This is a genomic window from Variovorax sp. 10N412 (assembly GCF_056394985.1).
Map to the genome: position 1 here is coordinate 80,595 of NZ_JBFTIO010000005.1, position 25,713 is coordinate 106,307.

Annotated in this window: 24 protein-coding genes and 2 riboswitches; of the genes, 8 read left to right on the plus strand and 16 right to left on the minus strand. The window is 68.3% G+C overall.

The genetic code is table 11. The features are described from left to right. Nucleotides 1-16 precede the first annotated feature (16 nt). Genes AC1DJH_RS14450 through hisD form a run of 3 tightly spaced genes read right to left on the minus strand, consistent with a single transcriptional unit; the run spans nt 17 to nt 3,182 of the window. A complete protein-coding gene (locus tag AC1DJH_RS14450; RefSeq protein ID WP_472115941.1) occupies nt 17-1,099 on the minus strand; it encodes a LacI family DNA-binding transcriptional regulator in 1,083 nt (360 codons plus the stop codon). Beyond that, complete coding sequence (locus tag AC1DJH_RS14455; RefSeq protein ID WP_472115939.1) at nt 1,096-1,863, minus strand: SDR family NAD(P)-dependent oxidoreductase; 768 nt, start codon at nt 1,861-1,863, stop codon at nt 1,096-1,098. The genes AC1DJH_RS14450 and AC1DJH_RS14455 overlap by 4 nt, the downstream gene beginning before the upstream one ends. Then, complete coding sequence (gene hisD, locus AC1DJH_RS14460; protein WP_472115936.1) at nt 1,863-3,182, minus strand: histidinol dehydrogenase; 1,320 nt, start codon at nt 3,180-3,182, stop codon at nt 1,863-1,865. Before hisD ends, AC1DJH_RS14455 begins: the two co-directional genes overlap by 1 nt. A gap of 202 nt (nt 3,183-3,384) precedes the next feature. Between hisD and AC1DJH_RS14465 the strand changes: the two genes are divergently transcribed. Both AC1DJH_RS14465 and AC1DJH_RS14470 read left to right on the plus strand, forming a co-directional pair. Continuing rightward, entirely contained in the window at nt 3,385-4,473 is a 1,089-nt protein-coding gene (locus tag AC1DJH_RS14465) for a lipase family protein (protein ID WP_472115933.1), read from the plus strand. Nucleotides 4,474-4,595: 122 nt separating this feature from the next. Continuing rightward, nucleotides 4,596-5,498, plus strand: a complete 903-nt coding sequence (locus AC1DJH_RS14470; protein WP_472115930.1) for a DUF3014 domain-containing protein — start codon at nt 4,596-4,598, stop codon at nt 5,496-5,498. Nucleotides 5,499-5,545: 47 nt separating this feature from the next. Here the strand turns inward: AC1DJH_RS14470 and gcvP are convergent, their stop codons facing one another. The 6 genes from gcvP to AC1DJH_RS14500 all read right to left on the minus strand — a co-directional run bounded on the left by gcvP (nt 5,546) and on the right by AC1DJH_RS14500 (nt 12,945). After that, nucleotides 5,546-8,455, minus strand: a complete 2,910-nt coding sequence (gene gcvP, locus AC1DJH_RS14475) for an aminomethyl-transferring glycine dehydrogenase (RefSeq protein ID WP_472115927.1) — start codon at nt 8,453-8,455, stop codon at nt 5,546-5,548. A gap of 129 nt (nt 8,456-8,584) precedes the next feature. Next, nucleotides 8,585-8,956: a glycine cleavage system protein GcvH gene (gene gcvH / locus AC1DJH_RS14480; RefSeq protein WP_472115924.1), complete on the minus strand. Its 372-nt coding sequence runs from the start codon at nt 8,954-8,956 to the stop codon at nt 8,585-8,587. 42 nt (nt 8,957-8,998) lie between these two features. After that, nucleotides 8,999-10,186 (minus strand): glycine cleavage system aminomethyltransferase GcvT, encoded by a 1,188-nt coding sequence (gene gcvT / locus AC1DJH_RS14485; protein ID WP_472115921.1) that lies wholly within the window; start codon nt 10,184-10,186, stop codon nt 8,999-9,001. A 45-nt stretch (nt 10,187-10,231) separates the two neighbouring features. After that, a riboswitch (glycine riboswitch) is annotated at nt 10,232-10,344 on the minus strand. Nucleotides 10,345-10,356: 12 nt separating this feature from the next. After that, a riboswitch (glycine riboswitch) is annotated at nt 10,357-10,447 on the minus strand. A 33-nt stretch (nt 10,448-10,480) separates the two neighbouring features. Then, nucleotides 10,481-11,023 (minus strand): hypothetical protein, encoded by a 543-nt coding sequence (locus AC1DJH_RS14490; protein ID WP_472115918.1) that lies wholly within the window; start codon nt 11,021-11,023, stop codon nt 10,481-10,483. Between the two features lie 100 nt (nt 11,024-11,123). Then, nucleotides 11,124-11,579, minus strand: a complete 456-nt coding sequence (locus AC1DJH_RS14495; protein WP_472115915.1) for a YybH family protein — start codon at nt 11,577-11,579, stop codon at nt 11,124-11,126. Between the two features lie 175 nt (nt 11,580-11,754). Continuing rightward, nucleotides 11,755-12,945, minus strand: a complete 1,191-nt coding sequence (locus AC1DJH_RS14500) for an MFS transporter (RefSeq protein ID WP_478186119.1) — start codon at nt 12,943-12,945, stop codon at nt 11,755-11,757. A 91-nt stretch (nt 12,946-13,036) separates the two neighbouring features. Between AC1DJH_RS14500 and AC1DJH_RS14505 the strand changes: the two genes are divergently transcribed. Then, nucleotides 13,037-13,822, plus strand: coding sequence for an AraC family transcriptional regulator (locus AC1DJH_RS14505; RefSeq protein ID WP_472115909.1), 786 nt, complete (start codon nt 13,037-13,039; stop codon nt 13,820-13,822). Here AC1DJH_RS14505 and AC1DJH_RS14510 read toward each other — a convergent pair. The 4 genes from AC1DJH_RS14510 to denD all read right to left on the minus strand — a co-directional run bounded on the left by AC1DJH_RS14510 (nt 13,810) and on the right by denD (nt 17,696). After that, the gene (locus AC1DJH_RS14510; RefSeq protein WP_472115906.1) at nt 13,810-15,087 is read right to left on the minus strand and encodes a TRAP transporter large permease; all 1,278 of its coding nucleotides are present in this window, start codon (nt 15,085-15,087) and stop codon (nt 13,810-13,812) included. The genes AC1DJH_RS14505 and AC1DJH_RS14510 overlap by 13 nt on opposite strands. Nucleotides 15,088-15,172: 85 nt before the next feature. Beyond that, nucleotides 15,173-15,667 (minus strand): TRAP transporter small permease, encoded by a 495-nt coding sequence (locus tag AC1DJH_RS14515; RefSeq protein ID WP_478186120.1) that lies wholly within the window; start codon nt 15,665-15,667, stop codon nt 15,173-15,175. Continuing rightward, nucleotides 15,664-16,632, minus strand: coding sequence for a TRAP transporter substrate-binding protein (locus tag AC1DJH_RS14520; protein WP_472115900.1), 969 nt, complete (start codon nt 16,630-16,632; stop codon nt 15,664-15,666). Before AC1DJH_RS14520 ends, AC1DJH_RS14515 begins: the two co-directional genes overlap by 4 nt. 44 nt (nt 16,633-16,676) lie before the next feature. Then, nucleotides 16,677-17,696 (minus strand): D-erythronate dehydrogenase, encoded by a 1,020-nt coding sequence (denD, locus tag AC1DJH_RS14525; RefSeq protein ID WP_472115897.1) that lies wholly within the window; start codon nt 17,694-17,696, stop codon nt 16,677-16,679. 72 nt (nt 17,697-17,768) lie between these two features. On the opposite strand from denD, the gene AC1DJH_RS14530 reads away from it, so the two are divergent. Beyond that, complete coding sequence (locus AC1DJH_RS14530; protein ID WP_478186121.1) at nt 17,769-18,863, plus strand: hypothetical protein; 1,095 nt, start codon at nt 17,769-17,771, stop codon at nt 18,861-18,863. A 72-nt stretch (nt 18,864-18,935) separates the two neighbouring features. Here AC1DJH_RS14530 and AC1DJH_RS14535 read toward each other — a convergent pair whose 3' ends face one another. Next, a complete protein-coding gene (locus AC1DJH_RS14535) occupies nt 18,936-20,633 on the minus strand; it encodes an electron transfer flavoprotein-ubiquinone oxidoreductase (protein ID WP_472115891.1) in 1,698 nt (565 codons plus the stop codon). Nucleotides 20,634-20,779: 146 nt separating this feature from the next. Between AC1DJH_RS14535 and AC1DJH_RS14540 the strand changes: the two genes are divergently transcribed. From AC1DJH_RS14540 to AC1DJH_RS14555, 4 genes are read left to right on the plus strand one after another with little or no spacing between them, the layout of a single operon-like run. Beyond that, nucleotides 20,780-21,562 carry an SDR family oxidoreductase gene (locus tag AC1DJH_RS14540; protein ID WP_472115888.1) on the plus strand — a complete coding sequence of 261 codons (783 nt, stop codon included), beginning with the start codon at nt 20,780-20,782 and terminating at the stop codon, nt 21,560-21,562. A 14-nt stretch (nt 21,563-21,576) separates the two neighbouring features. Further along, nucleotides 21,577-22,470 carry a DMT family transporter gene (locus AC1DJH_RS14545; RefSeq protein WP_472116155.1) on the plus strand — a complete coding sequence of 298 codons (894 nt, stop codon included), beginning with the start codon at nt 21,577-21,579 and terminating at the stop codon, nt 22,468-22,470. Continuing rightward, nucleotides 22,467-22,889: an acyl-CoA thioesterase gene (locus tag AC1DJH_RS14550; RefSeq protein ID WP_435439361.1), complete on the plus strand. Its 423-nt coding sequence runs from the start codon at nt 22,467-22,469 to the stop codon at nt 22,887-22,889. The genes AC1DJH_RS14545 and AC1DJH_RS14550 overlap by 4 nt, the downstream gene beginning before the upstream one ends. A 21-nt stretch (nt 22,890-22,910) precedes the next feature. Continuing rightward, complete coding sequence (locus AC1DJH_RS14555) at nt 22,911-23,528, plus strand: hypothetical protein (protein WP_478186122.1); 618 nt, start codon at nt 22,911-22,913, stop codon at nt 23,526-23,528. Nucleotides 23,529-23,623: 95 nt separating this feature from the next. Here AC1DJH_RS14555 and AC1DJH_RS14560 read toward each other — a convergent pair whose 3' ends face one another. Both AC1DJH_RS14560 and AC1DJH_RS14565 read right to left on the minus strand, forming a co-directional pair. Beyond that, a complete protein-coding gene (locus AC1DJH_RS14560; RefSeq protein ID WP_472115881.1) occupies nt 23,624-24,991 on the minus strand; it encodes a sensor histidine kinase in 1,368 nt (455 codons plus the stop codon). Next, the gene (locus AC1DJH_RS14565; RefSeq protein WP_435439358.1) at nt 24,988-25,662 is read right to left on the minus strand and encodes a response regulator transcription factor; all 675 of its coding nucleotides are present in this window, start codon (nt 25,660-25,662) and stop codon (nt 24,988-24,990) included. The genes AC1DJH_RS14560 and AC1DJH_RS14565 overlap by 4 nt, the downstream gene beginning before the upstream one ends. Nucleotides 25,663-25,713 lie beyond the last annotated feature (51 nt).

The following is a 25,713-nucleotide window of genomic DNA, read 5'->3' on the forward strand; positions in this document are numbered from 1 at the left end:
ATGGGATGTGGCCCGCTCAGGCGGGCTTCGAAACGGTTGTCTTGCCTCGCGGCGCACGCGGGCCTGGCGCCTTTGGCGGGCGCGCCGCGCGCACCGAGTCGCGCTCGACCACGCGGCACGCAATGACCACGTTGCGCGGCTGCGCGTCGTCCAGCATCTGTTCGTGCAGCAGCTCGACCGTGGCCTCGACCATCGGCTCCACGCCCTGCACCACGGTCGTGAGGCGGTAGGCGCCCCAGGCGGCCTGCGGCACGTCGTCGAAGCCGACCACGCTCACGTCCTCGGGCACGCGCAGGCCGAGTTCGTGGCGCAGCACGTCCATCACGGCGATGGCCATGTGGTCGTTGGCCACGAACACGGCGTCGGGGCGCTTGGTGGCGGGCACGCCGCTGAACATGGCGCGTGCCGCGTCGCGTGCGCGCTCGAAGCTGTAGTGGCCCACCTCGCGGCGGAACACCGACACGCCGGCTTGCGCGAGCGCGTCGTTGAAGCCGCGCTCGCGCTCCAGGTTGGTCGACGACTTCTCCAGCCCCGCGAGGAACGCGATGCGCTGGTGGCCGCGCGCCAGCAGCAGTTCGGCCACCATGCGACCGCCCTCGCGGTTGTCGGAGGTGACCGAGCTGGTGGTGTGCCGCGCAAAGGCGCTGGTGTCGGGCACGCGGTTGAACAGCACCACCGGCACGCCCGAGTCGGCGCACTGGCGCGCGAGGTCGGGCGACAGCATCGCCGAGGCCATGACGATGCCGTCGATCTGGTACTGCAGGATCTCGTCGAGCACGCCGTCGGTCTCGTCGCCGTCGCTGATGAACATCAGCACGTGGTAGCCCTGCTTCTGCAGCTTCTGCGAGAGCTTCTCGATCACCAGCGGGTAGAACTGGTTCTCCAGGTAGCCCATGACCAGCGCGATGATGCGGCTGCGCCGCGTGATCAGGCTGCGTGCCATGGCGTTGGGCCGGTAGCCCAGCGACTTGGCCGCGATCATCACGCGGGCGCGCGTGTCTTCCGACACGCTGGCTCCGGGCGTGAAGGTGCGACTCACGGCCGACTGCGACACGTTGGCGAGCTTGGCCACGTCCTGCGCGGTGGCGTTGGACCTCATGCCGCGCTCCAGCCGCCGTCGAGCATCAGCGCGCTGCCGGTCATGAGGCTCGATGCCTCGCTCGCCAGGAACACCACCGCGCCCATGATCTCCTCGGTCCGGCCCAGGCGGCCCAGCGCGATGCGCTCGGTCACCCAGCCGCGGAACGCGGGGTCGGCGAACATGTTCGCCGTCATCGCGGTCTCGATGAAGGTGGGGCAGATGGTGTTGACGCGGATGTTCGCCGGGCCCAGCTCCCAGGCCAGCGCCTTGGTCATGCCCTCGACGGCATGCTTGCTCGCGCAGTACAGCGTGCGGCGCGGGCTGCCGACCACGCCCATCTGCGAGGAGATGGTGACGATGGAGCCCGGCAGCTTCGCCGCGAGCAGCCCGCGCGCCACGGTGCGCGTGACGTACAGCGTGGCCTTCACATTCAGGTCGAACACCGCGTCGATGTCTTCGTCCTGCACGTCGACCAGCAGCCTGGGCCGGTTGAGGCCCGCGTTGTTGACCAGCACCTGGAACGGCGCCACGGCGCCCAGCGCGGCGGTCACCGCGGCCGCGTCGGTCACGTCGAGCACCAGCCAGTCGCACGCGCCGCCTTCGGCGCGGATCAGCTCGCAGGCTTCGCGCAGCTCGTTCTGCGAGCGCGCGGCCAGGGTGACGTGGGCGCCGGCGCGCGCCAGCGCCGCCGCCGCGGCCAGGCCGATGCCGCGCCCCGCGCCGGTGACCAGCGCGCGCTGGCCGTCGACACGAAAGCCCGGCGAACGGGGCAGCGCACCCATCACGACAGCGCCGGCACCGGCTGGTACCACGGCACCTCGGCGCGCGTGCCGTAGCGGCGCACGCGCAGGTTGGCCTGCTCGCCGTGGCCGGCGAAGTTTTCCATGTGGCACAGGCGCGAGCAGTACTCGCCCATGAGCGCGCTGGCCTCGTCGGTCAGTACCTTCTGGTAGGTGCAGGTCTTCAAAAACTTGCCGACCCACAGGCCGCCGGTGTAGCGCGCGTTGCGGTTGGTGGGCAGCGTGTGGTTGGTGCCGATGACCTTGTCGCCGAAGCTCACGTTGGTGCGCGGGCCGAGGAACAGGGCGCCGTAGTTGGTCATGTGCGCCAGAAAGTAGTCGGGGTCGCGCGTGAGCACCTGCACGTGCTCGAAGGCCAGTTCGTTGGCCTTGCGCAGCATCTCTTCCTGCGTGTCGCAGACGATCACTTCGCCGTACTCGGCCCAACTCACGGCGGCGATGGCGGCGGTGGGCAGGATATTCAGTTGCCGCTCGATCTCGGCCAGGGTGTCGTGCGCCAGCTGCTCGCTCGTGGTCAGCAGGATGGCCGGCGAGGTGGGGCCGTGCTCGGCCTGGCCCAGCAGGTCGACCGCGCACATCTCGCCGTCGGCTGTTTCATCTGCGATCACCAGCGTCTCGGTGGGGCCGGCGAACAGGTCGATGCCCACGCGGCCGTAGAGCTGGCGCTTGGCTTCGGCCACGTACATGTTGCCGGGCCCCACCAGCATGTCGACCGGGGCGATGGTCTGGGTGCCCACGGCCATGGCCACCACGGCCTGCACGCCACCCAGCACCAGGATTTCGTCGGCGCCGGCCATGGCCATGGCGGTGACGATGGCCGGGTGCGGCGCGCCCTGGTAGGGCGGTGCGGTGGCCACGATGCGCTTCACGCCTGCCACCTTGGCCGTCAGCACGCTCATGTGGGCCGAGGCCAGCAGCGGGTACTTGCCGCCGGGGATGTAGCAGCCCACGGCATCCATGGGAATGTGCCGGTGGCCGAGCACGACGCCGGGATAGGTCTCGACCTCGACGTCCTTCATCGAGTCGCGCTGGATCTGCGCGAAGTTGCGCACCTGCTTCTGCGCGAAGGCGATGTCCTCGATCTCGCGCGCCGACAGGCTCTTGCGCGCTTTTTCGATGGCGTCGGCCGAGAGCCTGAAGTCGGCGGGGTTCCAGTTGTCGAACTGGCGGCTGTAGTCGCGCACGGCCGCATCGCCGCGCGCTTCCACGTCCTTGATGATGCCTTCGACGGTGGCGCGCACCTTGGCGTCGTCGTCGGCCCGGACTTGCACGTCCTTGCCGCGCTTGAGGTATCTGATCATTCGCTTTGCCTTCAGGTTGGGTGTTGCATACGAATGCAATGTCGAAAGCTTGCATTCGTATGCAAACAGGGAAAACCCTTGTACGAAGCCGCTTCGGGTCAGCTTCGTTGTCGGTCGCCTCCCATGAAAGAAGGATGGGCTCATGCCTATGCCGCGATAGCCTGCCCTGGGCCGGATTGCGGTCGTGGTACAGGAGGTCTGGATGCCATCGAACACACGCGCACGCCGCTCGGCGCCTGCATTCATGCGCCGTCTGCCCGGTTCGGTCACCGGCTTGCTGCTGCTGTGCCTGCTGCATGGCTGCGTCAGCCTCACCCAACCACGGGATACGGCGCTGTCGCGAGAGCCTGGCGAGCGTGTGCTCGGCTATTCGGTGGATGTGGGCGTGGAGGCGCGCAAGCACTGGGAGTTCGCGTGGTTGAGCACCCGGGCCTACAACGCGCATTACCTAGAAGCCACGGGGACCGAGCCTGCTGCGGCCATGCGCGACGCCGGGCCTGCGGATGTGCAGGGACTGAAGGCGCCCAGCGATTGCCCCAAGCCCGACGAGGTGCTGGACAGCGCCGGCTGGCGCCGCTGGAAGGACTTTCCGGGATCGCAGGACGGCGACCTGGTCGATCGTTTGCGCCACGCGCACTTGCGCGTCGAGGTCTGGGAGCATGCCGCCACGCGCAGGGTGGCGGTGGCCTTCGGCGGCACGGTGTTTTCCAACGCCTCCGACTGGTTGTCGAACATCCGCTGGTTCCTGCCGGAGCGCGAGGACGAGTACACGCTGATCCAGAAGGAGTTCGTCAAGGCCTTCGTCGCGCGGTTCAAGGCCCGTGCGGCAGACCCGCGCCATGCGTACCTGCGAAGCGGGAGCGGACTGAAGCTCTATTCGACCGGCCATTCGCTGGGTGGCGGTCTTGCCCAGCAATTCGCCTATGCGCTGCCGGCCGATGCCGACGTGCCGCGCGTCGAGCGCGTGTATGCGTTCGACCCGTCGCCGGTCACGGGCTACTACAGCGTCGAGCCCGCCGTGCGGGAGCCGAACGCGGAACAGCTCGAGATAGACCGCATCTACGAGCGCGGCGAAGCGCTGGCGTTCGTGCGCTCGCTCACCAACTTCTTCGTGCCGCCGACCGAGGACCAGCCGAAGATCCGCAGCATTCGCTACGCGCTCTTCTTCAGCCTCAAGACTTCCTGGAACATCGTCGGCGCCCACTCGATTCCAAGGCTGGCGTGCGAACTCGACGAGGCGAAGGACCGGCCTGCGCCCGCGGCCCGCGCCGCCGCTTCACAGGGCGGTTGAATCGCCAGGCCGCGCGGCACGCGCGTCACAGGGCGTTACGTCGCAAGGGCTCGTCCGCCACCCGAATTGGTGCACCATGGCCCTTCGCCACCCCTGACATTCCTCGAAAAGGAACCCGACCCATGTCCGACAGCGACAACCGCGACGCCCCCGACTTCCGACCCCGCCGCGAGACGCCCACGGGCGCCATCGTCGTGGCCGTGCTGGTGCTGCTTGCGGCCGCATTCTTTGGCTGGCGCTGGTACCAGCAGCAACAGCAGCCACCCGTCGAGCCCGCGCCCGTGGCCGCTGCACCCAATGACGCGCCGGCCGCGCCGCCGCCCGCCGCTGCCGAGCCCAAGGGGCCGCAGAACCCGGTCGATGCCCTGGCGCCGCCCGACGCCGCGCTGCCCAAGCTGGCCGACTCCGATTCGCGCGTGATGAAGGCATTGGCCGAGTTGCTCGGCGCGAAGAACGCCGAGGCCTTCCTGCGCTCCGACGGCATCGTGCACCGCTTCGTGGCCACCGTCGACAACCTCGCGCGCGAACAGGCGCCGGCCAATGCATGGCCGGTGCAGCCCACGGGCCAGCGCTTCATCACCGAAGGGGAAGGCGAGACGCAGGCCATCTCGGCCAACAATGCCGCGCGCTACAACGCCGTCGTGCTGCTGGCGCAATCGATCGACCCGGCCAAGGCCGCGGCCGTGTACGCCAGGCTGTATCCGCTGTTCCAGCAGGCGTACGAAGAGCTGGGCTACCCGGGGCGCTACTTCAACGACCGGCTCATCGCGGTGATCGACCACCTGCTGCAGGCACCCGAGCCCACGGGCCCGGTGCAGGTGCGGCTGGTCGAGGTGAAGGGCGACGTGCCCTCGCAACGGCCGTGGGTGCGCTACGAGTACGTCGACCCGCAACTGCAGTCGATGTCTGCCGGCCAGAAGATCATGGTGCGCATGGGCCCGGAGAACGAGCGCAAGGTGAAGGCCAGCCTGCGCGGGCTGCGCCAGCAGGTTGCCACGGGCGAGGTGGCAAGAAAGAAGGGCTGAGGGACCGCGGTGCGGCGGCGTTTTCAGGCGCCGCCACCGCGTCTGTGTCAGGCCTCTTCGGCTTCCTTGTAGTCGCCCACCGGCACGCAGCTGCAGAACAGGTTGCGGTCGCCGTACACGTTGTCCACACGACCGATGGGTGGCCAGTACTTCGCGTTCTTGAGTTCGGCCAGCGGGAACGCGCCGAGTTCGCGCGAGTACGGATGGGCCCATTCCGTGCCCAGCAGGCTGGCCGCGGTGTGCGGTGCGTGCTTGAGCGGGTTGTCTTCCTTCGGCCAGACACCTTCCTCGATGCGGCGGATCTCGCCGCGGATGGCGATCATCGCGTCGATGAAGCGGTCGAGCTCGACCAGCGGCTCGCTTTCCGTCGGCTCGACCATCAGCGTGCCCGGCACCGGGAAGCTCAGCGTGGGCGCGTGGAAGCCGTAGTCGATCAGGCGCTTGGCCACGTCTTCCGCGGTGACACCGCTGGTGTCCTTCAGCGGGCGCAGGTCGAGGATGCACTCGTGCGCGACGTGCCCGTTGGGGCTCGCGTACAGCGTCGGGTAGTGGTCCTTCAGCCGCGCGCTGATGTAGTTGGCGCTGAGGATGGCCGTTTCGGTCGCGGCCTGCAGGCCCTTGGCGCCCATCATGCGGCAGTACATCCAGCTGATCGGCAGCACGGCCGCATTGCCCAGCGGCGCGGCGGACACGGCCCCCACGCCTTGCGAAGCCACACCTGCGGTCGCATGGCCCGGCAGGTATGGCACCAGGTCTTCGACCACGCACACCGGGCCCACGCCCGGGCCGCCACCGCCGTGCGGAATGCAGAAGGTCTTGTGCAGGTTCAGGTGGCTCACGTCGCCGCCGAACTCGCCCGGCGCGGCCACCCCGACCAGCGCGTTCATGTTGGCGCCGTCCACGTACACGCGGCCGCCGTGCGCGTGCACCAGCTCGCAGAGTTCCTTCACGCGCGTCTCGAACACGCCATGCGTGCTGGGGTAGGTGATCATCACCGCGGCCAGGTGGTCGCTGTGCTTCTCGCAGGCGCGCTTCAGGTCGTCCATGTCGACGTTGCCCTGCGCGTCGCAGGCCGTCACCACCACCTGCATGCCGACCATCTGCGCACTGGCCGGATTGGTGCCGTGGGCGGAAGACGGAATCAGGCAGATGTTGCGATGGCCCTGGCCCTTGGCTTCATGAAAGCCCTTGATGGCCAGCAGTCCCGCGTACTCGCCCTGCGAGCCCGCGTTGGGCTGCAGGCTGATGCCTGCGTAGCCGGTGGCCTCGCACAGCCAGGCGCGCAGTTGTGCGTCGAGCTGGGCGTAGCCCTGCAGCTGGTCGGCCGGCGCGAAAGGATGGATGTTCGCGAACTCGGGCCAGGTGATCGGAATCATCTCGCTGGTCGCGTTGAGCTTCATGGTGCAGCTGCCCAGCGGGATCATGCTGCGGTCGAGCGCCAGGTCCTTGTCGGACAGGCTGCGGATGTAGCGCAGCATCGAGGTTTCGCTCTTGTGGGTGTTGAACACCGGATGCGTGAGGAAAGCGCTGGTGCGGCGCAGGTCCTCGGGGATCAGCGGTGTGGCGCTGGCGGCCAGGTCGTCGAAGCGCGGCATGGCGGTGCCTGCGGGCACGAACAGCGCCCACAGCGTCTCGACGTCGGCGCGCGTGGTGGTCTCGTCCAGCGAGATGCCCAGGTGGTGTTGCAGGCGCTGGCGCAGGTTGACGCCGCCGGCCTGCGCGCGCTCCAGGATGGCCTGCGTGTCGTCACCGGTGCTCACGGTGAGCGAATCGAAGGCGGTGCCGTTGACCGGCTCGCGGCCCATCTGCGACAGGCCCTTGGACAGGATGGCCGTGAGCGCCGCCACGCGCTGCGCGATGCGCGTGAGGCCGTCGGGCCCGTGGTACACGGCGTACATGCTCGCCACCACGGCCGGCAGCACCTGCGCGGTACAGATGTTGGAGGTGGCCTTCTCGCGGCGGATGTGCTGCTCGCGCGTTTGCAGCGCCAGGCGGTAGGCGGGCTGGCCGTGCGTGTCGACGCTCACGCCCACCAGGCGGCCCGGCAGCGAGCGCTTGAACGAATCGCGGCAGGCCAGGTAAGCGGCGTGCGGGCCGCCGTTGCACAGCGGCATGCCGAAGCGCTGCGTGGTGCCGCAGACGATGTCGGCGTCGAACTCGCCGGGGGCGACCAGCAGCGTGAGCGCCAGCAGGTCGGCCGCGACGATGAGGGCGGCGTCGCACTGGTGCGCATGGCCCGCGAGCGGGCGCAGGTCGTGCACGTGGCCGGTGGTGGCGGGGTACTGCGCGAGCACGCCGAAGAACTCGCCGCTCACCATCAGCAGCGGCAGCGTTTCCGACACGCTGCTCACCTTGACCTCGATGCCCAGCGGCGCGGCGCGCGTCCTGATGACCTCGATGGTCTGCGGGTGGCAGTCGCCCGACACCAGGAACACGTTGCTCTTGCTCTTGACGCTGCGCTTGGCCAGCGTCATGGCCTCGGCCGCGGCCGTGGCTTCGTCGAGCATCGACGCGTTGGCGATGGCCATGCCCGTGAGGTCGCACACCATCGTCTGGAAGTTGAGCAGGGCTTCCATGCGGCCCTGCGAAATCTCGGCCTGGTAGGGCGTGTAGGCCGTGTACCAGGCAGGGTTCTCGAGCACGTTGCGCAGGATCACGCCCGGCGTGTGCGTTCCGTAGTAGCCCTGGCCGATGAAGCTCCTGAACACCTTGTTCTTCGACGCCAGCGCCTTCAGCTCGGCCAGCGCGTCGGCCTCGGTCACCGGCGCGGGCAGCCGCATCGGCTTGGCGCGACGGATGGCCGCCGGCACGATGCCGTCGATGAGCTCCGCGCGTGTGGCCGAGCCGATCACCGGCAACATGCGCGCCTCGTCCGCCGCATCGATGCCGATGTGGCGGGCGAGAAATTCTTCGGCGTTCTCTAGTTCTTGCAAAGAGGGAAGGGCGGGAATCGGCATGGCGTGATGGATCGGCTAAAAAAAGAAGAAAGACTCAGCGGTCGCCGCCGGGCCGCCCCAAGGCGGGCCGCGCCTTCCCCATGGGGGCTGGCGAAGCACACGAAGTGGCAAGCCGAGGGGCGAACATTTCTAGGATTCGGCCGCGAATTTGTCGTAGCTGGCGGCGTCCAGCAGGGCGTCGAGTTGTGAGGGTTCGCTCAGCTTGACCTTGAAGAACCAGCCGCTGGCCAGCGGGTCGCTGTTGGCCAGCGAGGGGTCGGCGCGCAGCGCTTCGTTCACTTCGACGATCTCGCCCGACACGGGCATGAACACGTCGGCCGCGGCCTTGACCGATTCGACGACGCCGGCGACTTCGCCCTGAGCAAAGGTCTTGCCGACTTCAGGCAGGTCGACGAACACCACGTCGCCCAGCGCGTCCTGCGCGTGTACGGTGATGCCGACGGTGGCTGCGCCGCCTTCGGCCGACACCCATTCGTGGTCCTTGGTGTACTTGATGCTCATGGAAAAACTCCTCGTGGAAAAAATGATTCGGGGGTGCAGAGCCTAGCCGCGGAAATAACGCGTCGGCACGAAAGGCAGGGTCGAGACTTCCATGGGCACCGGCTTGCCGCGCACGATGGCCTGCAGGCGCGTGCCCGGCTCCGCGAAAGCGGTGGCCACGTAGCCCATGGCCACGCAGCGGTCGGCCGTGGGGCCGAGCAGGCCGCTGGTGACGACGCCGATGTCGTGGCCCTCGAAGGACTGCAGCACCGTGCCGTCGCGCACCGGAATGCGTTCGAGCGCCACGAGGCCGACGCGCTTGCGCTTGAGCGTGTCGTGGTCGGTGTGGCCAGCGGCTCCCGGGGTGGCCGCGGCGAGCTGGGCCAGGATCTTCGTGGCGCCCGGAAAGCCGCCTTCGCGCGCGCCCCCGGCGCGGCGCACCTTCTGCATAGCCCAGTTGAGCGAGGCTTCGACCGGCGTGGTCGTGGTGTCGATGTCGTTGCCGTACAGGCACAGGCCGGCTTCGAGCCGCAGCGAATTGCGCGCGCCGAGGCCGACGGGCTTGACCTCGGGCTGGGCCAGCAGCAGCCGGGCCAGCGCCTCGGCGTCCTTGGCCGCCGCCGAGATCTCGAAACCGTCTTCGCCGGTGTAGCCGCTGCGGGTGACGAAGGCCGGAATGCCGCCGATCTGCACCGCGCCGCCGGTCATGAACACGAAGCGCTCGATGCCGGGCGACAGCCGCGCCAGCGTGGCCGCTGCCTGCGGGCCCTGCAGCGCGAGCAGGGCGTGGTCGGGCAGGGGCTGCACCTCGCAGCGCGCGCCGATCTTCCGCTGGATGTGCGCGATGTCGGCCACCTTGCAGGCGCCGTTGACGATCACGAAGAGCGAGCCGTTGCCTTCGTTGAAGAACATCAGGTCGTCCAGGATGCCGCCCTCGTCGTTCAGCAGCAGGCCGTAGCGCTGCTTGCCGGCGGGCAGGTCGATCACGTCGACGGGCATCAGGGTCTCGAAAGCCGCTGCGGCGTCGGGGCCGACCAGGCGCAGCTGGCCCATGTGGGAAATGTCGAACAGGCCGGCCGCGTCGCGTGTGTGCCTGTGTTCGGCCATCAGGCCGGCGGGGTACTGCACCGGCATCGAGTAGCCGGCAAAGGGCACCATGCGGGCGCCGAGCTCCACGTGGAGGTCGTACAGCGGCGTCTTGAGAAGCGCAGTGTCGGGGGCGGAAGCAGCGGAGGCAGCGGAAGAGGCCATGGGGCACTCCAAAGGGGCAGACGAAATCCATGACGCAAGCCATGGGCCACCCCTGCTGTCCGCTTTACCTGAGAGATTCGCCCCACGATCGGAGTTTGCTCCTTCGGTGGGCCGCTGCATCGTTTCCGGTACGGCGGCCTCTCTCCAGCAAGGAAACGCCGGTGTGTACCGGCGCCTTGTCAGTCCTTTTGCCTGAGCGTTCGGGAAACCCCTGCGCCTTCGGCGGCCCCGTCGCGCGGGGCTCTCTCCTGACCCGGGCGAGTGTAGTGGATCGCGGTGCGCAGGGCTTTCGCTTCAGTGAACGATTTCAGCCGGCGGCAGCAGCCGGTCGATGCGTTCGCGCAGCGATTCGGCGCGCTCCGGGCCCGCGGCTTTCTCGATTTCGCTGAGCATCAGCGCGGCGATGGTCATCATGGCCTCGCGGTCGCGCGCCTCGCGCAGGGCGTCGCGCATCTGCAGCGCGAACTTGGGGTCGCGGCGCACGAACATGCGCTCGCAGATGTCGAACAGGAACATGCGCGTGGTGGCCAGCGAGCGCTTGCCGTCGAAGCTGTCGGCCGAGGTGCTGACCTGGATCGTGTCGGCGGCGGGCACGGTCAAGGCCTGTGCCGCCTGCGCAGCCGCAGCCGCGGCGGCCTGCGGGTCTTGCAGGTAGCCCCGCTGCACCAGCGCCTGGAGCGCCTGCTCGGCCTCGTCGCGGGTGCTGAACAGCGGGCTGAAGTCGGTCAGCGAGCGGCGGCCGTCGGCCATGAGCAACAGCGCGCGCTCCCGCTGGCTGAGCGTGCGCTGGCCGCCCTGGAGTTCATCGCGGGCCTTGTCGGTCTTGGTGGGGAACATGGCAGCCACAGCTTTCGGGAGTCGAGGGCTGCAGCATCGTTGCAAGCGGTGACATCTTCATGAACCGTTTGGTTTGCACGGGCAACGGTCTTTGGCGGCGTCATCCGCCCGCGATTTCCTTGCGGATGAGCCACTGGTTGCCCACGCGTTGCAGTTCCAGCGTCTTGCGGCTTTTTTCGCGCAGCTTGTCGGCGGTGTAGGTCTGCTGAAAGCTTGCGCTGGCGGCTTGCCCGGTGACGCTGATGACGAGGTTGTCGATGTCCACGCGGATGGTGGCCTTGTCGGCGATGCGCGTGCGGCGGTCGGCTTCCCAGGCCTTGCGGTCCTGGCCGCGGGGCGGCGTGAAGTCGGGCGCATAGGTGGCCAGGTAGCGCGCCACGTCGCGCGCGGACCAGGCTGCGGCCCAGTTGCGCACGGCGGTCTCGATCTCGGCGATGGCAGCGGCCGGGTTCGCCGGGGTCGGTGCGGGCTGCGGCCCTGTCGCCGCCGGCGTGGCGCCGAAGGCGGCCATGGCCAGCAGCGTGCCGCCGAGGAGGCAACTCAGTGATCGGTGCATGGCGAAGTCTCCTCCTTGTCGTTTGTCGGTCCCGATCATCGGCCGAAACGGTAGCGCTCGAACGACACCTCCCGCTGCTGGATCACCCCGCCAGGTCGGGCTGCCGCTCGATGCTCGCTGAATCGAGCATAAGGCGCGCAATGCGACATTCGACGGCCATGGGCGACGGTGGCGCTCAGGTCGCAGCGCGCTGCGCCCCCGCCGGCACCGCCGGCATCGCCCTGTTGCGCAACCGCAGCGCCAGCACCGTCGCCGCGCCCAGCACGCACAGCACCGCGGTGAACGTCACGCCCAGGCCGCGCGCGTCCGACAGCATCCCGAAAAGCGGCGACACCAGGCCGCCCACCGACAGCGCCAGCCCCAGCGTGATGCCGCTGGCCGTGGCCGGGTTGCGCGGCAGGTAGTCCTGCGCCAGCGTCACCTGCGCGGCGAAGGGCAGGAACATGCTCATGCCGAGCAGCGCGGTGCAGGCCAGCGCCCAGCCGGGGGTCGTTGCGAGCACCAGGCCGGCGAGCGACGGCAGGGCGAGCAGGTAGCCGCTGCGGATGGTGCCCATGCGCCCGATGCGGTCGCCGAGCCAGCCGCCGAGCAGCACGCCCACCGCGCCGGCGGCGGTGAAGCCGGTGAGCGCCGCCGCGCCCTGGAAGGCCGTGCCGTGCAGGTCGCGCGTGATGCGCAGCGACAGCATCGACAGCACCGTGACGTACGGGATCGACCAGCCCACGATGGTCGCCACCAGCAGCCCGAAGGCGCGCCAGTCGTTGTGGGGCTTGAGCACCTCGCCGGCGGCCTTGCGGGCGGCGGCCGCCGTGGCGGCGGACGCAGCGCCGCGCCCCGCATTCGCCAGCAGCCACACCACGCCCATCGCCAGCGCCGGCACCCCCAGCAGGTAGCTGCGCGACAGGCCTCCACCACCGACCACCGTGGCCGCGAGCACCGGCGCAAAGGAGGCGCCGATGGTGCCGCCGACGGAGAACACGCTCATCGCTTTCTGCGAGGCCCCGCCGGCCGCACGTGCCGCCACCGTGGCCGGCGGGTGGTAGGCCGCAATGCCCAGCCCGCACAGCGCGATGGCGATCCAGGTCAGCAGGTAGCTCTGGCTGATGCCCGCCAGCACCACGCCGAGCGCGGCCACCAGGAAGCCCGTGGGCACCAGCCAACTGCGCGGGTGGCGGTCGGCGTACAGGCCGAACAGCGGCTGCACCACGCTCGACAGGCCGGTCGCCGCGAGCATCAGCCCGCTCACGGCCGTGTAGCTGTAGCCGCGCTCCAGCACCATGAAAGGCAGCAGGGCCGGCACCAGGCCCTGGTAGAGGTCATTGACGGCATGGGTGCCGGTGAGCAGGCCGAGGCGGCGCTTGTTCATTCGATCGCTTTCTGGATGTCCATTGATAAAAGCCATCGTAAAAAGCCGCGCGAAGATGTTCTCGCTACGAATCAGCATCTATCGTCGAGAAATGGACAAACTGGACCTGAGGCCCGAACAAGGCGAGTCGACCCCGCGCCCGATGGCCGTGCTGGCGACCGACACCGACGGCGACGCTTTCATTCCGCTGCACACGCACCGGCGCGGGCAGCTGATCCATGCGATTTCAGGCGTGATGCTCGTCAGCGCCGTGGCGGGCAGCTGGGTGGTACCGCCGGGGCGCGGCGTGTGGGTGCCGGCCGGCATGGCGCACCAAATCCGCATGGCGGGCGAGGTGAAGATGCGCACCGTCTTCGTCGAGCCCGGCACGCGCGCCGACCTGGGCGGCGAATGCCGCGTGATCCGTGTCGGCGAGTTGCTGCGGGCGCTGATCGTCGCCGCCGCGTCGCTTCCGCTGGACTATGCGCCGGGCGGGCGCGACGAACGGGTGATGGAGCTGATCCTCGACGAGATCGAGGCCGCGCCAGCCCTGTCGCTGCATGTGCCCATGCCCCGCCACGTTCGCCTGGCTGCGCTGTGCGAGGCGCTCGTGCGCGACCCGTCGCTGCCCGCGTCGCTGGACGACTGGGCGCTGCGCCTGCACATGAACAGCCGCACGCTGGCGCGCCTGTTCCAGCGCGAGACGGGCATGAACTTCGGCGCCTGGTGCCGGCAGGCGAGGCTGCTGCTGAGCCTGCCGAAGCTGGCCGCGGGCGCTTCGATTCTTGAAGTGGCGCTGGCGCATGGCTACGAGAGCCCGAGCGCCTTCACCGCGATGTTCCGGCGCGCGCTGGGCGTGCCGCCCAGCGCGTACCTGCGCCGAACCTACTTGGAATAGGCCAGGTCGCGCAGCGCCAGCGAGACCCACGGCACGTAGGTGATCACCATCAGGCAGGCCAGGATCACCAGCACGAAAGGCACCAGGTGTTTCACGATGCGGTCCAGCGAGATGCGCGCCACGGTGCAGGCCGCGAACAGGTTCACGCCGAAGGGCGGCGTGATCATGCCCAGGGCCAGGTTCACGACCATGATCAGCCCGAAGTGCACCGGGTCGATGCCGAAGTGCACCGCCACCGGCGCCAGGATCGGGGCGAGCACGATGATCGCCGCGCTTGTTTCGATGAACATGCCGATCACGAACAGCGCTGCGTTCACGCCCAGCAGGAACATCGCCGGCGACTTCAGCACCTCCTGCAGCCAGTGGCCGATGGCGTCAGGAACGCCCGCACGGGTAATGAGGAATGCGAACAGCCCCGCGTTGGCGATGATGAACATGATCACGGCCGACGACATCACCGACTTGCGCAAGATGGCGTACAGGTCCTTCAGCTTGATCTCGCGGTAGATCACCATGCCCACCACCAGGGCGTAGAACACCGCCACCGCGGAGGCCTCGGTCGGCGTGAAGATGCCGCCGTAGATGCCGCCGAGGATGATCACCGGCATCAGCAGCGCCCAGCCGGCCTGCCACAGTGCGCGGCCGAACGGCATGCGGCCTTCGCCGTCGTTCTTGCCCCAGCCCTTCCACTTGCAGTAGATCCACACGAACAGCATCAACGCCAGGCTGATCAGGATGCCGGGGCCGAAGCCCGCGATGAACAGCTCGCCGATGGACACCTCGGCGCTCACGCCGTAGAGGATCATCGGGATCGACGGCGGAATGATCACGCCGAGCTCCGCGCTGGTGGCCTGCAGCGCCGCCGCGTACGACGTGGGATAGCCGTGCTTGATGAGCGCTGGAATCAGGATGGCGCCGATCGCGAAGGTGGTCGCCACCGAGGAGCCCGACACCGCCGCGAAGATCATGCAGGTGAGCACGCAGGTCATCGGCAGGCCGCCCTGCACGCCGCCCACGATGCTCTTGGCGAACTCCACCAGCCGGCGCGAGATGCCGCCGGTTTCCATCAGGTTGCCCGCCAGGATGAAGAACGGAATGGCCGCCAGCGGAAACTTGTTGATCGCGTTGAACATCTCCTTCACGGAGATCAGCATGTTGGCGTTCGCCACCTGGATGCCCAGGATCGACGCCAGCCCGATGGACACCGCCACCGAGATCGACAGTGCAAAGCACAGCACCATCGTCGCAACCATCACGACGCTCATGATGCAGCCCCTACGCCCGGCACTTCGTGTGCTCGCTGCCCCCCGAGGGAGCCGTTCGCTCGCTGGGAGCGGCCCGGCGCGGCGCTCATTGCGCAGTCTCCAGTTCGAGCCGCTTGGGGTCGAGAAAATTACCCACGATGCCGAACAGGCAGAACACCGAGCCGACCGGCAACGCCAGGTACGACCACATCATCGACAGGCTTTCGAGGCCGGCCATCGACTGCACACGCCCGCGCATCGCGTAGTCCCAGCCCCACCACAGCACGATGAGCATCAGCACCAGCGCGGCAATGCTCACCACCGCGTCGAGCACGCGGCGCATGCGCGGCGGGCTCCAGCGGTACAGAACGTCCACGCTCACCATCGCGCCCTGGCGGAACGCCATCGGGATGCCCATGAACACCATCCAGATGAGGCTCACGCGGATCAGGATCTCGCTCCACTCGGCCGGCTGCTCCAGCACGAAGCGGGTGACGATCTGGAACACGCCCAGGGCCGACGCAACCACCAGCATCGCGCAGGCCATCAGCATCGAGAAGCCGGTGGTCCAGCGCTCGATGCCCAAGAATTTTTCTTTCACTTGTAGTCGCGGATCTTGTCGAGATTGGCCTTGCCGAAGTCCTTCTCGAACTGGGCGTTCACCGGCGCGAGCGCGGCGACGAACTTGGCCTTGTCGACGTTGTCGATCACGGTCATGCCCTTGGCGCGCAGGTCGGCCACGCCCTTGGCGTCGTCTTCGTCGACACGCGCGCGGTTGGCCTTGGTGCCTTCCTTGGCGGCGTCCAGGAAGGCCTGCTTGTCGGCCGCGGAGAGCTTGTCGAAGCTCGCCTTGTTCATCAGGAAGATGCAGGGCGAGTAGACGTGGCCCGTGAGCGACAGGTGCTTTTGCACCTGGTCGAACTTGGCCGAGATGATGACGGGAAGCGGGTTTTCCTGGCCGTCGACCGTGCCCTGCTGCAGCGCGGTGAACACTTCCGGGAAGGCCATGGGCGTGGTGATGATCCCGAAGCCCTTGTAGGCCGCGATGTGCACCGGGTTTTCCATGGTGCGCATCTTCAGTCCCTTGAGGTCTTCGGGCGCCTTCACGTCACGCTTGCTGTTGGTCATGTGGCGAAAGCCGTTTTCGGCCCACGCCAGTGCCTTGAAGCCCTTGGCATCGAACTTGGTCAGCAGGTCCTGCCCGATCGGGCCGTCGAGCACGGCGCGCGCATGGGTCTTGTCGCGGAAGAGAAAAGGCACGTCGAGGATCTTCGTCTCGGGCACGAAGTTGGGCACCGGGCCGGTCGAGGAGAACGCGAGCTCCTGCGTGCCCAACTGCACCGCCTCGATCGACTCGCGCTCGCCGCCGAGCGCGCCGTTGTAGAAGGTTTGCACCTTGTAGCGGCCTCCCGTGCGCTTCTCGACTTCCTTGGCGAAGGTGTCGATGGCCACGCCCTGATGCGAGTTCTGCGCGACCGAGATGCTGATCTTCATGGTCGTCTGTGCAAAGGCGACCGAGCTCAGGGCGAGCGAAAGGCAGGCGGCGGCAATGGGGCCGAATTTCATGTTGTCTCCGGGAGTTTGGTCAGGAACGTGTCAGGCGCACCGGACTATGCAACACCCGGGAGCTTTACCGCGTCGGGATTTTCACGGACGTAATCGCGAATGACCGCCTCGAAGCTCGGGTCCGGCCTGAGCCCCAGCGCCCGGGCGCGTGCGGTTTCGATGTGGCCGGGCCAGGTCTTCACGATGCGCTGGATGGCGGGGTCGGGCGTCCGGTCGAGCAGCGCGGTGGCTGCCTTGCCGGCCACGCGCTCCAGCGCCGCGGCCATTTCGCCCACGGTGGTGGCGAGCGAGGGCAGGTTGAGAGCGGTGCGCGGGCCCCATTGCGCGTCGGTCGCCTCGGCGGCGCGGACGATGCCCTCGATGGTGCGCGCGGGCGACGCAATGGCGACCGGCGTGGCGTCGGGCACCGGGCAGGCGGCCGGCAGGCCGGCCAGCGGCTCGCGGATCATGCCGCTGAAGAACCCCGAGGCCGCGCCGTTGGGCTTGCCCGGGCGCACGCTCACCGTCATGAGCCGCACGCTGCGCCCGCGCACGAAGCCCTTGCGGGTGAAGTCGGCCACCAACTGCTCGCCGATGAACTTCTGGATGCCGTAGCTGGTCTGCGGCGTGGGCAGCGTGTGGTCTTCGATGACCGGGGGCAGCGGCTGCTCGGGCGAGTCGCCGAACACGGCGAGCGAGCTGGCGAACACCAGCACCGGCTTCGTGCCGAGCGCGCGTGCTTTTTCGAGCAGGGCGTGCGTGGCCGCGAAGTTGCTGCGCATGCCCAGGTCGAAGTCGGCCTCGCATTCGCCGCTGACCGCCGCGGCCAGGTGGAAGATGGCGTCGGCCTCGCGCCAGATTGCGGTGTCTGCATCGGCGGCCAGTTGCGCGTTGAGGTCGCCGGCGACGGCGGCGATGCGCGGGTCGGCCGCGAGGTCGGCGGGTGGCGGGGCGCGGTCCACCAGGGTGATGCGCTCGATGGTCCGAGGGGGCGCGCCCGCGAGCGAGAGCTGGCCTTGCTTGAGCAGGGTGCGGGCGAGGCGGGCGCCCAGGAAGCCGGCGCCGCCGGTGATGACGATGTGCATGGTTGTCTTGTCTCCTTGTGTCGAACAAGGATAGCGCCTCGAAGTGCAAAAGAGGCGCAGCACAATTCGCGCATGAAAGCACTGCCACCCGATTTGCTCGCCACCCTGCAACAGCCCGTTCTGCACGACGCCGACCTGGACACGCAGGCGACCTTCTTCGAGCGCGAGGACGTGCGGTCGTTCTACTTCGACACCCTGGAGGACCCGGACAAGGACGACGTGCTGCGGGCCAGCGCGGGCTTGCTGCCCGTCCTTCATCCGCACCGCGCTGCGTTGCTCGCGCTGTTGTGCGGCGCGCTCGTGGAGAACGGAGCGGACCCGCGCCTGCTCTTCGATGCGGCGCAGGGGTTGATGGGCCGGCTGCTTGCGTCCCTGGCGCCGTATTGCGCGATGGCGCCGCACGAAGTCGAAGCCGATGAAGCGCAGGACGAGGAAGAGCCGGAAGAGCTGGAAGCGCTCGCCGCCTGGCAGGCGGCCAATGCCGCGTTGGATGCGCTGGCACCCCAGGAGCGCTTCCAAGTTGGCGCGCGCCAGGCTGCGGTCGACCTGCTGGTGCTGCCGCTGATGGCGATGGTCGTGCGCAATGTGCACAACCACCGCGCGCTGCTCGCGGACGGTGCGCCGATGTCCCACATCGAAGACATGTACGCCAACGACGCGCTGCCTTTCGAGCAATTGCATTTCCTGCGCGGCGCTGCCCAACTGGCCTACGAAGATGAGCTGGTGGTGCTGTTGCCCACTTCGCGCGCCGGCATGGTCGTGAAGGCCCACGGCATCAACAACAACTTCCACGCGTTCTCGCTGTTGCAGGACCTGATGCGCGAACATGCAACGACGCTGGGCATCCGCCAGTCCTTCGCCGAGCGGCCGGCGGCCGACGACGAAGACGATCCGCGCGACAGCGACGCCGCCGAGTACCTGTGGCTGCAGGCCACGGCGTTCTCCAACGGCGACCTGGTGGACGGCATGGCCTGGTCCTGGGGCGAGGGCACGTTGCGCGAAAACGCCCGCAGGCAGGGCAAGCTGGTGCTCGTTGCCGTCGAAACCGAGGACAAACCCGCGCGCAGCTGGAACGGGTTCAACGGCGTGCTCCATTCGGAGCAGAAGGCCCACGTGTCGCTCGTGCGCTTCCTGACGCCTGACGAGGTGGCTGCGTACCTCGCCTGAGGTGTTGCACGCACCCCGCCCGCCATGCAAGAAGCCCTCCGTGGAGGGCTTCGGACAACATGCGGGGTGCGCTTACATCCCCACGTAGTTCGGGCCGCCGCCCCCTTCAGGCGTGACCCACACGATGTTCTGCGTCGGGTCCTTGATGTCGCAGGTCTTGCAGTGCACGCAGTTCTGCGCGTTGATCTGCAGGCGCTGCTTGCCGTCTTCAGTGCCCACGAACTCGTACACGCCCGCCGGGCAGTAGCGGCTTTCGGGGCCCGCGAACTTGGCCAGGTTGATGTTGACCGGCACCGTCGCATCCTTGAGCGTCAGGTGGGCCGGTTGTTGCTCTTCATGGTTCGTGTTGCTGATGAACACGCTGGAGAGCCGGTCGAAGGTGAGCTTGCCGTCCGGCTTCGGGTAGACGATGGGCTTGCACTCGGCCGCGGGCTTCAGGTACAGGTGGTCGGGCTTGGTGCGGCGCAGCGTCCAGGGAATGTTGCCCTTCAGCAGCCATTGCTCGATGCCGTTCATGAGGGTGGCCACGCCCAGACCCTTCTTGAACCATGCCTTGAAGTTGCGCGCCTTCTTCAGCTCGGCGTGCAGCCAGCTCTTCTCGAACGCCTCGGGGTAGGCCGTGAGCTCGTCGTGCTGGCGCCCGGCCTGCACCGCGTCGAAAGCGGCTTCGGCGGCGAGCATGCCGGTCTTGATGGCGGCGTGGCTGCCCTTGATGCGGCTCACGTTCAGGTAGCCGGCCTCGCAGCCGACCAGTGCGCCGCCGGGGAACACGGTCTTGGGCAGCGACTGCAGGCCGCCGGCCGTGATGGCGCGCGCGCCGTAGCCGATGCGCTTGGCCGGCTTGATGCCCTTGGCCTCGTCGCCTTCCAGGTACCAGCGGATGTTGGGGTGCAGCTTCCAGCGCTGCATTTCCTCGAACGGGCTCAGGTAGGGGTTGCTGTAGTCCAGGCCCGTGATGAAGCCCATGGTGACCTTGTTGTCCTCCATGTGGTACAGGAACGCGCCGCCGTAGGTGTCGCTCTTCATCGGCCAGCCGGCCGTGTGCAGCACGAAGCCGGGCTGGTGGCGCTTCGGGTCGATTTCCCACACCTCCTTCACGCCCAGGCCATAGGTCTGCGGGTCCTTGCCCTCGTCGAGCTTGAACCTGGCAATGAGCTGGCGGCCCAGGTGACCGCGCGCGCCTTCGGCGAACACCGTGTACTTGCCGAGCAATTCCATGCCGAGCTGGAAGTTCTCGGTCGGCTCGCCGTCCTTGCCCACGCCCATGTTGCCGGTGGCCACGCCGCGCACCGAACCGTTCTCGTTGTAGAGCACCTCGGCCGCCGGGAAGCCCGGGAAGATTTCAACGCCGAGGTTCTCGGCCTGCTGCGCCAGCCACTTGGTGAAGGCACCCAGGCTGATGATGTAGTTGCCGTGGTTCTGGAAGCACGCCGGCAGGAAGGCGTTGGGCGTGCGCAGGCTGCCCTTTTCACCCAGGAACACCATGGCGTCGTCGGTCACCGGCTGGTTCAGCGGCGCGCCGAGTTCCTTCCAGTCGGGCAGCAGTTCGTTCAGGGCGCGCGGGTCCATGATGGCGCCCGACAGGATGTGCGCGCCGGGCTCGGAACCCTTCTCGAGCACCACGACCGAAATTTCTTTCTCCTGCTGTGCGGCGAGCTGCTTGAGCCGGATCGCGGTCGAGAGGCCGGCCGGGCCGCCGCCGACCACGACCACGTCGTATTCCATGGCTTCCCGAGGGCCGAACTGGGCGAGGATTTCGTCGTGCGTCATGTGGGTTGGGTCGATAATGATTTTTCGAGGCGCGGGGCATGCTTGCCGGGTTTGCGGGGGCATTTTATGCGGCGTCCATGCGCGGCCCCTGTCATCCATGGGCGCGCCTTTTACGTCACCTGCGCGACTCCACAGGATTCAAGTTCATGGCCTACAGCATCGATCTTTCCGGCCGCGTGGCCTTCGTCACCGGCGCTTCCAGCGGGCTTGGCGCCCAGTTCGCGAAAACGCTGGCACGCGCCGGCGCCGCGGTGGTGCTGGCCAGCCGGCGCGTCGACAAGCTCAAGGAGCTGCGCGCGCGCATCGAAGGCGAGGGCGGGGACGCCCACGTGGTCGACCTCGACGTCACCGAATTCGGCAGCATCAAGGCCGCCGTGGCGCGCGCCGAGACCGAGGTCGGCCCCATCGACGTGCTGGTCAACAACTCGGGCGTGAGCACCACGCAACGCCTGGAGGACGTGACCCCCGACGACTACGACTACATCTTCGACACCAACGTGAAGGGCTCCTTCTTCGTCGCGCAGGAAGTCGGCAAGCGCATGCTGGCGCGCGCCAGGGGCAAGGCGCCGGGCACCTACGTCGGCGGGCGCATCATCAACATCGCCTCTTCGGCGGCGCTCAAGGTCATGCCGCAGATCGGCACCTACTGCATGAGCAAGGCCGCGGTGGTGCAGATGACCAAGGCCATGGCGCTCGAGTGGGGCCGCTTTGGCATCAACGTGAACGCGCTGTGCCCGGGCTACATCGCGACCGAGCTCAATGAAGAACACTGGTCTACCGAAGCCGGCGCCAAGCTGGTCGGCATGCTGCCGCGCAAGCGCGTGGGCAAGCCGGAGGACCTGGACGGCCTGATCGTGCTGCTGGCCAGCGGCCAGAGCCATTTCGTGAACGGCGCCGTCATCGCGGCCGACGACGGGTTCGCACTCTGAGCCCGCGGGCCTGGATCGGCGTTGCCGCCGGCCTGGCGGCGGGAGCGCTGTGGGGGCTGGTGTTCGTGGCGCCGCGCATGGTGGGCCACTTCGGCATGGTCGACATCACCGCGTCGCGCTTCCTGGTGTTCGGTGCCATCTCGGGGCTCGCGGTGTTCGCACGGCCTGCCGCCGTGCGGTGGCCGAGCGGCCGGCAGGCGCTGGCGGCGTTGGGCCTGAGCGTGCTGGGCTTCAGCGGCTACTACCTGCTGCTGGCCTTCGGCATCGAGGCCGCGGGCACCGAGGTGCCCAGCCTGATCATCGGCACGATTCCCGTCTGGATGATGCTGCTCGGCCGGCCCGCAGGGCTGCGCATGCGCGCACTGCTGCCGGGGCTGCTGCTCACGGGCGCGGGCATCGCTCTGATGATCTGGGGCGCGTGGGCCGCGCAGCACGGCACGGGCGGCGGGGGAGCGCGTTTCGGCTGGGGCATTGCGCTCGCGCTGGGCGCGATGGTGAGCTGGACCCTCTACGGCCTGCTCAACGCCGCCTGGCTGCAGCGCCACACCGAACTCAACGCGACCGACTGGGCCAACTGGCTGGGCATTGCCACCGGCCTGGGCGCCTTGCTGCTGTGGCTGGTGGCGGGCAGCGACCTGGCCACGCTGCAGTCGCGCCCCGACGGCACGCTTTTCGTGTGGATCGCGCTGGCGGGCGGGTTCGGCTCGTCGTGGCTCGCGACCATCCTCTGGAACATCGCGAGCCAGCGGCTGTCAGCGAGCCTGTGCGGCCAGCTGATCGTCAGCGAGACGCTGTTCGCATTGCTCTATTCCTTCGTCTGGGACGGCCGCTGGCCGCAGGCCACCGAGTGGGTGGCGGCGCTGCTGTTCGTGCTGGGCATCCTCGCATCCATCAAGGCGCACCGATGAGAATCGAAATTCCCGAAAAGAAGAAGCTCGTGTACGAAATGTCCATTCCCATCCGCTGGGGCGACATGGACGCCATGGGCCACCTGAACAACGGCACCTACTTCCGCTACCTCGAAACCGCGCGCATCGACTGGATGCATTCCATCGGCTTCGAACCCGAGCCCGGCGGCGAGGGCATGGTGATCGTCAACGCCTTCTGCAACTTCTACCGGCAGATCGAGTACCCCGGCAAGGTGCTACTGAAGATGTACGTGAGCGACCCGGGCCGCACCACCTTCGAGAGCTGGGGCACCATGGCGCGCGAAGAGGCGCCCGACGTGATCTGCGCGGCCGGCGGCGCGACCACCATCTGGGTCGATTTTCCGAAGCAGAAGGCGCTGGCGCTGCCCGACTGGCTGCGCACGCTGGTGAGCGAGTAGAAGAAAAGCCATCGAACGCCGATGAAATTCACGGTCCTCGCGCTCGCGTCCCTGGCCTTGCTGGCCCCCGGCAGCCATGCGCAGACGCAGGCCGGCATAAGCGCCGCCGCCCGCGAATGCCCGGCCAACGCGCCGTTCCTGAGCGCCGAGGCGTTGAAGAAAGCCGGCTTCGAACTGCCCGTGTTCAAGCGCTACTGCTACACCGACAAGGCCGGCAGCCACGCCTTGCTGCTCGGCGAGAAGCAGGACCTGCCGTTTCCCGAGGAGCAGTTGTCCTCGGCCATCCGGGCCTCGCTGTACCGCATCGAGGGCGATCACACGCTGACGCAGGAATGGTCGATACGCGACTTCGCGGGCAAGGACGAGGCGGGCGTCAATTTCCGCGCCAAGCTCTTCGAGCTCGCCGACATCGACGGCGACGGGCTGGTCGACCCGGTGCTGGTGTACCGCTTCTACAACCCCGACGGCGCAGATCACATCGACAACGACGACTACGTGGGCCGCATCAAGATCGTGACCTTCCACAAGGGCAGCAAGGCGACGATCCATGCGATCACGGGCACTACGACGGCGAGCGAAAGACCACCGCCAACGGCAACTACTTCGCGTTGCCCAAGGCGGTGCAGCAGCACCTGGTGAAGAAGATGTCGGTCATGGCCGGCGCCGGCCAGTTCGGCTTCGACAACTCGTACGTCTACGTGCCCAGGAAGGAAGCCGCCGGGCGCTGAAGAAGTTCAGGCCGGCTGCAACACGATGCGCGCCTCGAAGCCCTGCGTGGCGCCCGCGGGCGGCGACGACAGCAGCAGCTTCGCCTGGTGCTTCTCGACGATGGTGCCCACGATCGACAGGCCCAGCCCGTAGCCTGCGCGGTCCGAGCTGTGGCGCACGTGGCGCTTTTGCAGCGTTTGCAGTTGCTCGACGTTCACGCCCGCGCCAAAGTCGCGCACCGCCAGCGCGCAGGGCGTCATCACCTCGATCGCCACGCGCCCGCCCCCGCCGTAGCGCAGGGCGTTCTCCACCAGGTTGCGCAGGGCGATGGCCAACGCATCGACGTCGCCGAGCGCCATCGGGGCGGCGCTGTCGGGCACCTTCAGTGCCAGGCGTTCGCTGACGTTGGGGTCCTGCCAGAACTCCTGCGCCACCGTGCCCGCAAGCTGCACCAGGTCGACCCGCGCGCGCGTCAGCGACGCACCCGATTCGGCGCGCGAGAGCTGCAGCAGTTTCTCGGCGCGGTGGCTCAGCAGCTGCAGCGCGTCGAGCGCGGCCTGCACGTCGTTGCGCCGCAGGTCGTGCTCCAGCGCGGTCTGCAGGCGCAGGCGCGCCGCTGCCAGCGGCGTGCGCAGCTCGTGCGCCGCGTTGGCGGCGAGCGCACGCTCGACGTCCAGCGACTGCGACAGCCGCTCCAGCAGCCGGTTGACGTGGTCGCCGACCGAGCGCAGCTCCTGTGGCAGGCCGGGCAGGGTGATGGGGCGCAGGTCGGCGCCGCTGCGCTTCTCGATCTCGCCGGCCAGTTGCTGCAGCACGCGCAGTTCGGCGCGCGCCACGTTGCGCAGCACCAGCGCGAGCAGCGGCAGCACGGCCCCCAGCGGAATGATCAGGCCGAACAGCGTGCGGTTGAGCGCGCGGCGCCGCTCGTCCAGCGGATCGGCCACCTGGAAGTACAGGTCCAGCGCCGGGTGGCGCACGGTGTAGATGCGCCAGGCCTGGTTGTTGGCGAAGCCGGCGGCCAGCGGCACGTCGAAGGCGTCCACCGGCGCCTCGGCGGAGCGCAGCAGCACGTGCTCGTGGACATCGACCACCTGGTACATGACCGCGTCTTCCGAGAACAGCTGCTTGGGCGCGACCAGCGGGGTGCGCGGGGCCTTGCTGTCGCCGTTGCCGCTCACGTGCTGCAGCTTGTCGAGCTCCTGCACCGCCATGTCGAACATGCGGTGCGACACCTCGACCAGCTCGTTGTCGAAGTTGTGGTTGATCTCGCGGTCCACATACCAGACCACCGCGAACACGCACAGCAGCCACACGCCGCCGACCCACAGGATCAGCGTGCGCGTGAGGCGCCCGGCGAGCGAGTCGCGCGCGCCCGCGGCCAATCGGATGCTCATTCGTCGTCGTCCCCGGAGGTGGACAGCCGGTAGCCCAGGCCGCGCAGCGTCTGGATGTGGCTGCGCCCGAGCTTGCGCCGCAAGCGGCTGACGAACACCTCGAGCGTGTTGCTGTCGGCCTCGTCGCCGAAGCCGTAGAGCGCGTCCGCGAGGTTCTCGCGCGTGTGGATGCGCTCGGGCCGCGTGGCCATCACGCGCAGCAGCGCCCATTCCTTCTGGGTCAGCGTGATCGGCGCGCCGTCCTTGCGCACCATGTCGTGCGCCAGGTCGATCTCCAGCGTGCCGAGCTTCAGCACCGGCGAGCTGCTGGCGCTGCGCCGCCGCTCGACCGCACGCAGCCGCGCGAGCAACTCGGCCGGGTCGTAGGGCTTGGTGAGGTAATCGTCCGCACCGGCGTCAAGCCCACGGATCCGGTCGGTCACCTGGTCGCGCGCGGTCAGCACGATGACGATGGGGCGTTCGGGCAGGGCGCGCACCTGCGGCAGCAGCGACAGGCCGTCGCCGTCGCCCAGGTGCAGGTCGAGCAGCACCGCCGCGTACTGCACCGAGAGCAGGGCGCCGCGCGCGTCGGCCAGGCTGGGCGCCACGTCGACCACGAAGGCCTTGGCCAGCAGGTAGCTGCACACGGCGTCCGCCAACGCGGTGTCATCTTCGACAAGCAATATGCGCACACCATGTCCTTCCAGGAAAGAAATGAGTCTAGCGCCACCGAGTTGCGGCTG